General features: G+C 32.3%; 9 protein-coding genes and 2 pseudogenes. 6 read left to right on the top strand and 5 right to left on the bottom strand.

Going from position 1 to position 12,014, the window contains the following annotated elements; translation table 11 throughout:
* Positions 1-32 precede the first annotated feature (32 nt).
* Positions 33-827 (top strand): SDR family NAD(P)-dependent oxidoreductase, encoded by a 795-nt coding sequence (locus J3477_RS18585; protein WP_206871438.1) that lies wholly within the window; start codon positions 33-35, stop codon positions 825-827.
* 595 nt (positions 828-1,422) lie between these two features.
* On the opposite strand, the gene J3477_RS18580 is transcribed toward J3477_RS18585, so the two are convergent.
* Positions 1,423-1,974, bottom strand: coding sequence for a TetR/AcrR family transcriptional regulator (locus J3477_RS18580; RefSeq protein WP_228731307.1), 552 nt, complete (start codon positions 1,972-1,974; stop codon positions 1,423-1,425).
* A gap of 151 nt (positions 1,975-2,125) precedes the next feature.
* On the opposite strand from J3477_RS18580, the gene J3477_RS18575 reads away from it, so the two are divergent.
* Positions 2,126-3,034 (top strand): ketopantoate reductase family protein, encoded by a 909-nt coding sequence (locus J3477_RS18575; protein ID WP_206871437.1) that lies wholly within the window; start codon positions 2,126-2,128, stop codon positions 3,032-3,034.
* Positions 3,035-3,474: 440 nt separating this feature from the next.
* Here the strand turns inward: J3477_RS18575 and J3477_RS18570 are convergent, their stop codons facing one another.
* On the bottom strand, positions 3,475-4,014 hold the full coding sequence (locus J3477_RS18570) for a CPBP family intramembrane glutamic endopeptidase (RefSeq protein WP_206871436.1): 540 nt from the start codon (positions 4,012-4,014) through the stop codon (positions 3,475-3,477).
* A 177-nt stretch (positions 4,015-4,191) separates the two neighbouring features.
* The gene (locus tag J3477_RS18565) at positions 4,192-5,091 is read right to left on the bottom strand and encodes a carbohydrate kinase family protein (protein ID WP_206871435.1); all 900 of its coding nucleotides are present in this window, start codon (positions 5,089-5,091) and stop codon (positions 4,192-4,194) included.
* A 209-nt stretch (positions 5,092-5,300) separates the two neighbouring features.
* Here J3477_RS18565 and J3477_RS18560 point away from each other — a divergent pair, with 209 nt between their 5' ends.
* The 3 genes from J3477_RS18560 to J3477_RS18550 all read left to right on the top strand — a co-directional run bounded on the left by J3477_RS18560 (position 5,301) and on the right by J3477_RS18550 (position 7,895).
* Positions 5,301-5,894, top strand: a complete 594-nt coding sequence (locus J3477_RS18560; protein WP_228731306.1) for a TetR/AcrR family transcriptional regulator — start codon at positions 5,301-5,303, stop codon at positions 5,892-5,894.
* 324 nt (positions 5,895-6,218) lie between these two features.
* Positions 6,219-7,049, top strand: a complete 831-nt coding sequence (locus J3477_RS18555) for an SDR family oxidoreductase (RefSeq protein WP_206871433.1) — start codon at positions 6,219-6,221, stop codon at positions 7,047-7,049.
* 72 nt (positions 7,050-7,121) lie between these two features.
* The gene (locus J3477_RS18550; protein WP_206871432.1) at positions 7,122-7,895 is read left to right on the top strand and encodes an EFR1 family ferrodoxin; all 774 of its coding nucleotides are present in this window, start codon (positions 7,122-7,124) and stop codon (positions 7,893-7,895) included.
* A 282-nt stretch (positions 7,896-8,177) separates the two neighbouring features.
* On the opposite strand, the gene J3477_RS26150 is transcribed toward J3477_RS18550, so the two are convergent.
* The gene (locus J3477_RS26150; RefSeq protein ID WP_228731319.1) at positions 8,178-9,134 is read right to left on the bottom strand and encodes a glycoside hydrolase family 25 protein; all 957 of its coding nucleotides are present in this window, start codon (positions 9,132-9,134) and stop codon (positions 8,178-8,180) included.
* A 36-nt stretch (positions 9,135-9,170) separates the two neighbouring features.
* A pseudogene (locus J3477_RS26145) lies at positions 9,171-10,046 on the bottom strand (peptidoglycan-binding domain-containing protein); the annotation flags it as partial.
* Between the two features lie 1,135 nt (positions 10,047-11,181).
* On the opposite strand from J3477_RS26145, the pseudogene J3477_RS18540 reads away from it, so the two are divergent.
* Positions 11,182-11,905 (top strand): annotated as a pseudogene (locus J3477_RS18540) (helix-turn-helix transcriptional regulator).
* Positions 11,906-12,014 lie beyond the last annotated feature (109 nt).

Here is a 12,014-nt window from a genome sequence, read left to right as displayed (position 1 = left end):
CATGGGATTAAAATTAAAAGGAGAAATGTATCATGGATATGGGGTTAAACAATAAAACAGCTTTAGTTACAGGATCAACAAAAGGTATAGGTAAAGCAATTGCTATGGAACTTGCTAAGGAAGGCGTTAATGTACTAATTAATGGACGAAACTATGAGGAAGTAGAACAGGTCGTAAATGAAATTAAGTCAAAATTTCCAGCTACTTCGCCTCAAAATGCAACAGCAGATCTTGTAAGTATTAAACAAAGAGAAGCTTTATTTGACAAATATTCTAGCATTGACATTTTGGTTAATAATATGGGTATCTATGAAATTATGGATTATAATGATGTTGATGATACTGTATGGGAAAAATACTTTAAAACTAATGTTCTTGCTGCAAATGGATTATGTAAATTTTATTTGAATAAAATGTTAAAAAATAATTATGGCCGCATTATCTTTATTGCCAGTGAAGAAGCAATTATGCCTTCTGGACAAATGCCTCAGTATTGTATGACAAAATCAATGTTATTATCACTGTCAAAAAGTTTATCCAAATTAACAATAGGAAAAGAAGTAACAGTTAATACAATTATGCCAGGTCCAACACTTTCTGAAAATGTATATAAAATAATTGATAGTATATATTCTGACGAAAATATGGCTTTTGAAGAAAAAGAGAAAGAATTTATGGCCACAAATCTACCTCAATCTGAAATACAGCGTTTTATTAGACCAAGTGAAATAGGTAGACTAGCTGCATTTGTATGCAGTCCTTATGCATCTGCATTTAAAAGTTCTCCGATTCGTATGGATGGGGGAATGGTACCGACTATTTATTAAATGTATCGATAGTATTCGTCTATAAAGGATTGATATAATCTTATTTATGAAATCATTATAAGTATTACAGTCGCAAATTTCAGTTTCAGTAGAACTTATTCCTAAAGGTATTCGTGAATATGAAATTTAATCGAGGGTTTTATTTTATGTTATTTTCAGAAAATAATATAGATAAACTACTTCATATTAGAATTTATCCAAATAAAGATTCGTAGAAGCATCGAAATCTTTATTTGTAGTTCAAGGATTGAAGTAGTTTATCAGTTCAGCGGAATAAATAATCCAGTTCTATCAAGTAAAACTAAGTGATACTTATGTTAACTATTAAAGATAAGGAGATTATAAAAGATAGATTCTACTTGGAACTGATTTATCTATATTTATTGATGTACCACTTCGTAATAAAACTTATTATTTCTAAATTTTCTCACCAGAAGCCGTGAGAGTTTTAAAAATAGATTTCGGATCGAAGTGGTTCATCTTTATATGTACAATAATTATGGAATTACATTAGAAGATTATTAAATATGTTAATGTTTAAATTGAATTTACAATACTTCCTATATAGAATGCCGCGATAGAAGGAATATATCCATCACTTTTTAGAATACGGTGTTATCCCATTTGTATATAGGCTATCTACTAAGTTAAACAATTCTTCTGAAGATAAATCCTTTCCTTGTCGGATCCAAAGACGAAATAAGGAAAGTGATGTTGATATGTAAAACTCAATCAAGTAGGGCGTTAAAGAATTATATTCCGAAAAGTTTAAGTCTAATTTATCAAAGGGAATTTCTCTTTTCAACCGTTCTAAAAAATGAACACTTCCATAGTCACCCAACAAGGCCTTGAGAGTTGAGATATGCTCGCTACTTTCCAAACAATTAAGTGCATTTTGGATAGGATCCGTAGCTGCTTCTTTATTCGCCAATGACTCTTTCATAGAATTCAATAAATCATTTTCAACAAAGTCTAACAATTCGTAAATATCAGCAAAGTATTGATAAAATGTGCTACGGTTATATCCAGCCTTACTGGTAATATCTTTAATGGAGATTTTTTCAATGTGTTTTTCACTATATAACTCACAAAAAACATCTATAAACGCTTGCCTTGTTTTTTCTGTAATTTCAGGTTGCTTTTTCATTTTATCCTCCTTGTTATGAACAAAAGTATCATCCAACAAATAATGGAAAACTGATGGTTGATAAAGCTATAATAAAGATTTACAATCCTATTATACAACGCGTTGTCTTATAATCAAGAGAAAATATTATTAATAAGTAGGAGTGTTTTTTATGTCAGTAAGACAAAATAGAATTTTAATTTTTGGTGCAGGTGTTATAGGAAGTATATACGCAATGAAATTCATTGAAGCAGGGCTTGATGTTACTATGTTTGCACGTTCTAATAGATTTAAAGCATTGAAAGAGAATGGACTACAATATAGTGAAAAAGGTGTGGTTAAATCTATAAAAGTAAATGTCATTGATAAGCTTGAAAATGATGATGTATATGACTTTATTTTCGTTACAGTCCGTTATGATCAATCCGAATCAGCGTTGTTAGCACTAAAAGACAATCAAAGCAAAAATATAGTTACGATGACAAACAGTTCAATTGGATTTTCGACCTGGCAAGATATTGTTGGAGATAGACTTCTACCAGCCTTCCCTGGTTTTGGAGGGCAGATTAAAGATGGAATATTGCATGCTCGAATCCCACCAAAGTTTTTAATAGCTAATATGTTTGGAGAAATTAGTGGTTTAGGGACAGAACGTGTAAAGAACCTCGCAAAATTATTTAAGACAGCAAAACTTCCCTATGCAATTAATAAGGATATGAAAGCGTATCTAATAACACATTCAATATCGGATATTGCACTTTTGGGTGGTTTATATTTTGAAAATAAGATAAATGGTGAAAAAACAGCAAGAACGAGAGAAACGGCACACAAAATAACAATCACTTTAAAAGCGTATTTAAGGGCAATACAAAAAGCTGGAGTATCTATTAATCCCTCTGCATTTAAAATTGTGCTTAAATTTCCAAATTTGATTCTGGAATTTTTCTTTATGATGTGGCTACGGACTAAAATGGTGAAGGATATGATGTTGCCAGATTATGCAGGTAGTGCAAACAACGAAGTTGTGAAACTTAATAACGATTTATTGAAGTTTTTAAGTCAAAATCATATCACACCATAAAGACCAAAACAGATATAAGGTGGTTAACAAGCTAACAGTAATAAAACTCACTTTTTAAGGAAAGGTACAAGGGGGCTTTGATATAAACCTACAATTTATATCAACTAAGTAATTAAAGATTTGTGCTTATTGTAGAAACCTCATTTATTTATGATACGGTGAACAGTATCATAAGTAAATGAGGTTTTTTGCGGTGTAAGGATTGAAGGAATATTGATGTGGGTAAGTCCTTAGTGAATACTGTAAGAATAGTTTAAATCAATGTTTAATAATATTTTTCTACTAGGTTTATTAAATCCCTAGTTGAATCTTAACAATATTCAATATCAATATTACTTCAAAACTAACTATTTAATTACAGGAGGAATATAGATATTTAAAAATACCCAAACAGATAAATTTAATATATCAACTAGAAAATGTGCAAAAATACACCATCTCTAACTCTTTGTTTTATGATAAACATATCCCCAAATTAATCCCATAGTTAGCAATGGTAATACCATTATATAACTTCTAATAGTTATTGAGAAAACTCCCCACATTAAAGGATGACTCAAACTGAATAAAATAGTAGTGTATATAACTTTGACTGATGGTTTCCATGTAAGGTTGTCTATTAAATAACCTCTCCAAAAAATTTCTTCTGTAAAAGAATTTATAACAGCAAATATAATCCACATAATAATTAACGAGGGAGTTTCAATATATTTTATCCCCCATATAAATGAAAAACCACAAAGAAAGACAGGTATAAGAGAAAATATACTTACTTTTAAATTATCAACAGGTTTCTTAAGATAGGAAGTCAGTATGTTTTTTGTAGGCTTTACAACTACAATTATTGATGTCCAATAAACAATAGCAAGTGGAATGAATGCCCATGCATTTATATACTTTGATGCAATTATTGCTGTTAAAGAGCCTGCTAAAATAATTATTAAAGGGATTAGGGCTGTTTTTATATTAGTTTTCATCATAAATTACCTCAACTTAAACAATATTAATGATTTTTTCTGTAATAGTTCTAAATTTAATAGTCAGGTCAATTTTTTCAAGGCTTATATAATTAATGAAATTATCATACCATATGATGGTAACATGTGCGACATATAAAGTTCCTCTTGAAGTAGTTCATCTTTATATAATTCACGGCTTCAATTTGGGTTTATCGGCCTAAAAACATCAGAAGGTAAAAGGCTGCCTCTTATCTCGACGACTTTAGCAGATACTTGATTGGCTATCTCCAGGCTTTTTATATAGGAATAGCCTAATTTTTTAGAAGCCATGAAGGCTCCAATGTGGGAATCGCCAGCACCGATTGTGTCAACAACATCAGCTTTGATACCCATGGCATGTTGTAGATGTTCACCATCATATAGATAGGAGCCATTTTTACCATCAGTTATGATAATTAAATTATTTGTTAAGGAATAAAGTGTCTTAACAGCTTGCTCTAAAGTCGCTGTTTTTGTAAAGGTTAGAATTTCATCCATATTTAGATGAACAATTGGTGAAAGTTTAAAAATTTCATCAATCTTTTTTTTATCTATCATCGAGAATCTTGGCCCAGGGGCGAAGAAAACTTGTAAATGTATGTTTTTATTAAGAAAAGATATAATTTTATTACCTGTGGATTCCTCAATTTCTAGGCCACATATGTAAACCTGGTCAAAATCATCCATATTAATCCCATCAAGCCACATAGAGTCAAAAGTGTATTCGGCACCGTGATATGATAAAAAAGTTCGTTCTCCATGAGGTTCAACATAACAATAACAACACCCGTTATCTTGATCTTTAACTCGGACAAATGGTGATAATCCTAGTTTTTTAAGCTGTGAAGCCACATAATCTCCATAGATTCCGGTACCGATGGGTGAACAAAACACATAAGGCACTTCAAAAAGATTTATTATGTTCTGTACATTAAAAGCACAACCGCCGATAGACATAGTTTGGCCAGTTATGTGACAGTCTTCAGTGGTAGTTGGGAGTTTTTCTATATTGATGATTATGTCGAGTACAGTAGATCCGATAATCAGTGTTTTTTTCATTGTTACCTCCTAGGCTTATGTAAAATATTTTGTTGGATAATTATAGTATAGCATCTTTTGATGCAGTTTGTATTAAGGCTAAAATACCTGACTCAATTCAAGCTGACCTTAGCCATATCCTTGTGGTTACAATTAACGTAACTTGAAACCTAAAACTAACAGTGCTATAATTGAAAAATCAAATAAGAAAGAACATTTTATGAGAGGTAATGACTTTGGATAAGATTTCGTTAGATAAAGAAATAATACTCAATGCAGCAGAAGAAGTTATTCGTCGTTTTGGACCAGAAAAAGCGAATATTTCTGATGTAGCAAAATCATTAAAAGTTAGCCATGCTGCACTTTATAGATATTATAATGGAAAAGCTGACCTTTGGAATGCAGTTACAGAACGTTGGCTTTCAAACTTGCATGCTACTTCAAAAGGCATTTTAAAAGAAGATACTCCTGCGGATATTAAACTTTTTCGTTTACTTGAGGACTTTGCAGAAGCGAAGCGTCGCAGCTCCATCAATGATCCGGAGATGTTTGCCAATTATCTTAAGCTCGCCCAAAGCTCAATGGATGTAATAGAAAAAAGTATAGAAGCTGGGATAAATAGTATTAAAGAGGTTATAGAGCAAGGAATTGCAGAGGGGATATTTTATGTAGAATTTCCTAAGCAAGCAGCGGTAGCTGTATATCTTGCAACCAGCGCTTTTATTCATCCAAACTCATTTGAAGCTGCTAATCGAAAACAAAACATAGAATCTGTTGTAAATCTTCTGATAAGAGGGCTTAAAAACCCAAATATGATAAGCTAAGTTTTTAGCCCTTGACTTTCCTAGTAGGATTGTTGAGGGCTTTATTTATTGTCTAGAAACAATCTATAGATAAACTACTTCAGTCATTAAACTCCTAGGATAAATTTCAAAATGAAGTAGTTTATCTATATGAAGGTAAAGCCTAAACAAAGCATAATGAAAAATAGTTATTCCTTTAAGTAATAAGTTATAAAAAATATTACAAGTTACAAACTTTATATATTGTAACTTGTAATGCGATGTGGTATTATTAAAACAATAAGTTACAAATAATAATAATTGTAACTAGTAATATTAATTCGGAACTTTTAAGGAGGATTTTTTATGCGTGTTTTTGTAACAGGAGCAACAGGGTATATCGGTTCTGAGGTTGTCAGGGAACTCATCGATGCTGGACATGAAGTCATTGGGTTAACACGATCAGATAAGGGAGCTTTAAAATTAAAGGAAGCTGGAGCTGAAGTGCACCTAGGTTCACTTGATGACCTAGATAGTCTTCGCAGTGGAGCTGCTATTGCAGATGGTGTTATTCATCTGGCATTTAACCATGATTTCTCGGATTTTGCAGGTTCACTTGCCACAGATTTACAAGCAATTCAGGCTATAGGCGGAGTTCTTGAGGATACGGGTAAGCCATTTTTGACCACAGCTCACGCAAATGGTACTGCATCAGATAATGCCACTTTGGAGCTTGCAAAGCGTGGAGTTAGGGCCTCTGTAGTGTCGCTTTCAACCTCTGTACATGGGAATGGCGATAAGGGATTTGTTCCAAGATTAATAAGTATTGCCCGTGAAAAAGGTTTCTCTGCATACATCGGCGACGGGGCAAACCGCTGGCCAGCTGTGCATCGTCTAGATGCGGCAAGACTTTTCCGTTTGGCATTGGAAGCTGCTCCAGCAGGATCAAGACTGGATGGGGTTGGAGATGAGGGGATACCGTTCCGTGATATCGCAAATGTAATTGGTCGTCATCTGAACCTACCTGTAGTTAGTATTACACCTGAAGAGGCAACGGATCACTTTGGTTTTCTAGGTGCTATTGCAGCTCTTGATCTATCAAGGTCCAGTGTACAGACGCAAGAGCTTTTAGGTTGGAAACCAGTGAATCCTACCCTTATGGAGGATCTTGAACAGGGACACTACTTTGAAAAATGATTTGAGACAATAGTAACTATATAAAATAGTTATACGATGATATTGCTTGTAATAAATAAGGGGGAATAGAAATTGAAAAGTGTTGTTTATTATTTTACAGGAACAGGAAACAACTTGCAGGTAGCTAAAAAAATAGCTGAGGCATTGCCAGATTGTAAGCTAGTATCTATGGGTAAAGGTAGTCATGACAGCAATGAAGTGTATGATTATATCGGTTTTGTGTATCCCACATACGCCTTCAATTTACCGAGAATAGTAACGCAATTTATAAGTGAAATGTCGCTTGAAAAAAGTAGAAATGCATATTTTTTTGCTGTGACTGGATGTGGTAATATGAGTGGTGTTGCGTTAACTATTCCTGCCAAAATTTTAACAAAAAAAGGTGTGACACTTAATTTTGCAGAGAAAATTAGTATGGTTGGAAATTATGTTGCCATGTATAAAATGAATGAGAAAAATCCAGAGAAATATCAAATTGCTACCGATAATATACCTGAATTGGTACAAAAGATAGTAGCTAAAACACAGCAGCCAGTAGGTAAGGTGAACGAGCCTCTTAATATATCAACTGCTATTGGTCAAAAATTAATATACGCCAGAAAAGACAAAGGTTTTAATGTTTCCGATGCTTGTATAGGTTGTAGAACCTGTGAGGCAGTTTGTCCTGTTTCCAACATAGTAATGAAAGATAGAAAACCGAGTTTTCAGCACAATTGCGAACAGTGTATGGCGTGTGTGCAATGGTGCCCAAAGCAGGCTATCAACTATAAGAATAAAACACAAAGCAGAGGACGTTATACTAATCCTAGTATTAGTTTGAAAGAATTAATAGAAGGCAATAAGTAGAAAAATCAAAATTAAAATATCCCGTTCATAATAAAGCTAAGTGTTTTTTCAATAAGATTGTCTATTTTATGTTTTAATAAGTTATCTACACTTGATGAAATAGATGTAGCAAATGTATTTTAACATTATACAAATTTGCCTACTTCATGGTTTTTTCTTTATATATATTATTAATAAAATTGATATTAATACTAAATTTTTACCAATATTATTATTACATCAAAATCGAACTGTTATATAAATATTCTTATATAACAGTTCGATTTTGAATTAAGTTTTATTCTATAAATTTACACTTGAACGTACTTTTGATGTTTCACCATCGTAATCAAATGCCTCAATAGAAACTTCTAAAGGAGTGTTTTTATTAGTTGGTATCTTATCAGCAGTTATTAAATAGCTTGTGGCTTTTTCATCAACTGTACCAACCCATTCTTTATTTAAGAAGATATTATATCCCAACAAATCTACATCGCTATTTCTATTCCAGGAAACGTATATGTTCCCATTTTGGAATCTTGCACTTAATCCAGAAACATTTCCTGGCTGAATTAATAAATCAATATTATCTGGTCCCCAATTTGCATCAACAGGATTTCCAACACCTTCAACGGTTTCTGCTTCACTAAACTGCCATACTCTCCACCTAGTCCATCCTCCGATGCTAGGAGGTACACTAGGATTAGTAGGTATATCTAAATACATAGCAATCCATAGTGGCATATTACTTAAAGGGTAGCCACTACCAGGGATGTAGAAATTATCATAAAGTTCTATAAAAAATAATCCTGTGTAAAGCATTAGTCTTCTTCGCGTTTTACTTTCAAATCTTTTCCTAAACCTATCAATCCAATTGACTAGTGTTGCTGTTGTTATTGATTTATCTACTGGTGTTTCTACATCTAATACTGGAAACAAATCTCCATAATCACCATTTCCAAACCCTTCTTGCAGTATATTGATAAAATCATCACATTGCCTATCAGCATCTGTTAAATCATAAGATGGGACTCCATAATGATATGCTCCCACTGGAATTCCATAATTTCTACTACTAGCTGCAAATTCTAAAAACTTTTTATCAACTCTAAAATTTCCTGTACCTGACCCAGAAGCTCTCAAATATAAAAAGTCTATTTTAGTTGCTATAATATTAAATTGAACGCTTTGTGTATATTCATTTATGTCTATTCCAAAAAGACTTTTGGGATTTTTATCTTGGTTATTTTCTTCATAAATAATTCGATTATGCTCTGATACAATCCTGTCCCAAGTAATAGGTCCTATTACTCCATCAACTACTAACCCGAATAGCCTTTGAAATTCTATTACAGCGCTTTGCGTCATAGATCCAAAATTCCCATCTTCTACAAGTTTCGGAATAGAAGTGTAAGCACTTGAAATTACATTTAAAAATTGTTGCATTAATAAAACATCTTCACCACTTGAACCAAGTTTTAGAAGCGTTCCTGGAAAAGGTGGACTAGGTAAAGTAGGCGGAGGAGTGACCTCTGGAATATCTACATTTTCTTCAATTCCTTTATAAACATTGTAAAGCATATCCCAGGTAGCGGGACCAACAATTCCATCTGCTGTTAAACCAAATGTGTTTTGGAAGGCAATAACTGATGTTGTTGTTGTACTTCTAAATACTCCATCTTGTATAACAGGTGGTACGGTTGAATAGAATTGAGCAATAAAATCTAAAATAAATTGTAATTCAATAACATAAGAACCTCTAGAACCTTCCATTAAGACTATAGTTGGAGGGGCTGCTCCTAAACCAATTCTTTCCCCTTCACTATCAAGTGATGCAAGATTTGCAACCCCCACAAATATTTGGACAATTTTATACCATGTAGCTCTATCTATGATACCATCTTCATTGAGATTAAATACACTTTGAAATGTTTTTACTGCTTTTGTTGTATCTGCTGCAAATATTCCGTTTGGACTAGCTATCTGCGGAATATTTGGATAATTTGCCCTTATTCTATTTAAATACCTTTGCATTAACCGCACATCTGACCCAACACTACCATCACTTAAAGGTGTCCCTGGATAAGATTCAGTTATACCAGCAATATTATTACTTGTTACAATTATAATATCATTAGGATAGTAATTTCTAAGTATTTCAAGTGGAGTCATACCTTGATTTGCTAATGTTACCGTACCCCATTGTGAAAGTCCTGGACAAGTTACCGTTGTTCCATTACAAAATTGTGCAAAAAATGGTTCTAATCTACCGGTTCTACGAATAAACGAATTAAATATTCCGTCAACAATAATACTTATATTTGCATAAATATCTCTACCTTCAACAAAAGCCTGATCTAAAGCTGTAGAGTTTGTTATATCAAAATAATATCCTCTGCTTCTATACCATTCAGTGAAAACTCTATTTAATGCAAAACTTATTTGAGCATATATGTTTGCTTCAAGTGAAGCCTGTGGCCAAGTAGGATATATCTCACTTGACGCTACATTCTTTATATAATCAGCAAATTTAACTCTAACATCTCTTGCTGAGGATGCAGGAGTACCAAGATGAACTGTTATATAGTCTGGAATAACTACCTCGCGAAGTGCAAATGGTATAGGAGGTGATACTTGACGTCGTTGTATTGATGATTGTACTGTAGGTGGCGGTATATTAACTACTTTCAGTAGTTGAGTAGGCTCCACTGGTAGTGGTAGCATTGACACAGGCAGTATGGATTCTATTGTATCGTATACTTGAACATTATGAATAGTTTCTGTAACAAACTTTTCTGAATATATAACATTTACTTCATAAGTAGCATAAAAAGGACCTGGATCGTTAGGATTTAATGTATGATATTTGTCTGGAGCATATAAACTTATTTTCTGAGTATTTCCACTAGCATCTGTTCTTAATTGATAGAGAGTCTTTCCCGTATTGTCTTTAATAACAACATATGCATCTTTTACAGGTAAAGCATCATTCCCAGTTCGTGCTTGTATTTTTAAGTAACCTATCCCCATAATAAGCCTCTATTCGTTAAATAAATTATTACTTCAATATATTATTTTATTAATGATGTTGTTACTCTTTTAACTTGAATTATTCATAAAATTATAAAAGTAATGCTTTGAAGGGTTCTATAAGTGATTTTTAATAAATTTAATTTTTTTATTACAATTAATTGAAAAATAAAGAGACTATTCTTTAATACTAATCTAATAACATGCATCTATGCTATAATAAGCTAAACATGAAAACTTAGAGCAGTTTTATTATAGAAAGAAGAGGTGAATACTATTGAATAGTGTAACTTGTGAACGCAGAATATATGATTATAAACTTAATACCCATGCACATTCACATGCGCAATTGATTTTGCCCATCCATGGTATTCTTCATATAGAAACTGACCATAAAAAACTATCAATAGAAGATGAACATTTGTTTTTTCTTCCTCCAGATTGCAAACATAGCTTTAGAGCTGATAAAAGTAACGAATTCTTAGTTTTAGATATTTCAAATAATATAGTTAATAAATATGATATGGAAAAACTCATAGGTGGCAAGGAAATTTTATTTGATGATAAATGGAAAGCTATAAGATATTTGATGCTAAATGAATCTAACAATAAAAAAAGTTCTAGTTCACTTACTAACTTATTTCTCTATTGCTATGACTTCATCGCAGAAGAGGGGATGCCTGATTCTATAAAATACATAAATGAGCATTTTGCGGAAGATATTGATTTAAAAACCTTAGCAACTATTGAGCATTATAACATCAGTTATTATAGCGAATGGTTTAAAAATAAAATGAAGGTATCTCCAATTGAATATATACAAAATTTAAGAGTGAAGAAAGCGAAAGCGCTTTTATTAAATTCAAATTTTACGATTTTACAGATTTCTCAAATGATAGGTTATGAGCATAATTCATCATTTACAAGAATATTTAAGTATTTGGAAAAGATGACTCCAGCGGAGTTTAGAAAAATCAAAAGATAAGCTAAAAACTAACTAGATTACAGAAAAGACTTATCTAACTAAAAGGCTATAATAGTAATTACAAGAACTATGTTTAATAGTTCTTTATTTTTAATAGTTTAAAATGCAAAGGAGCTTAGTTGTAT

The sequence above is a fragment of the Clostridium zeae genome, assembly GCF_017312485.1.
GTDB lineage: Bacteria > Bacillota > Clostridia > Clostridiales > Clostridiaceae > Clostridium_AR > Clostridium_AR zeae.
This window is presented reverse-complemented; position numbering and strand designations above follow the sequence as displayed.

Coding starts and splice junctions, on each gene's coding strand:
- J3477_RS18585 (WP_206871438.1), top strand. CDS start 33: ATGGATATGGGGTTAAACAATAAAACAGCTTTAGTTACAGGATCAACA.
- J3477_RS18580 (WP_228731307.1), bottom strand. CDS start 1,974: ATGAAAAAGCAACCTGAAATTACAGAAAAAACAAGGCAAGCGTTTATA.
- J3477_RS18575 (WP_206871437.1), top strand. CDS start 2,126: ATGTCAGTAAGACAAAATAGAATTTTAATTTTTGGTGCAGGTGTTATA.
- J3477_RS18570 (WP_206871436.1), bottom strand. CDS start 4,014: ATGATGAAAACTAATATAAAAACAGCCCTAATCCCTTTAATAATTATT.
- J3477_RS18565 (WP_206871435.1), bottom strand. CDS start 5,091: ATGAAAAAAACACTGATTATCGGATCTACTGTACTCGACATAATCATC.
- J3477_RS18560 (WP_228731306.1), top strand. CDS start 5,301: ATGACTTTGGATAAGATTTCGTTAGATAAAGAAATAATACTCAATGCA.
- J3477_RS18555 (WP_206871433.1), top strand. CDS start 6,219: ATGCGTGTTTTTGTAACAGGAGCAACAGGGTATATCGGTTCTGAGGTT.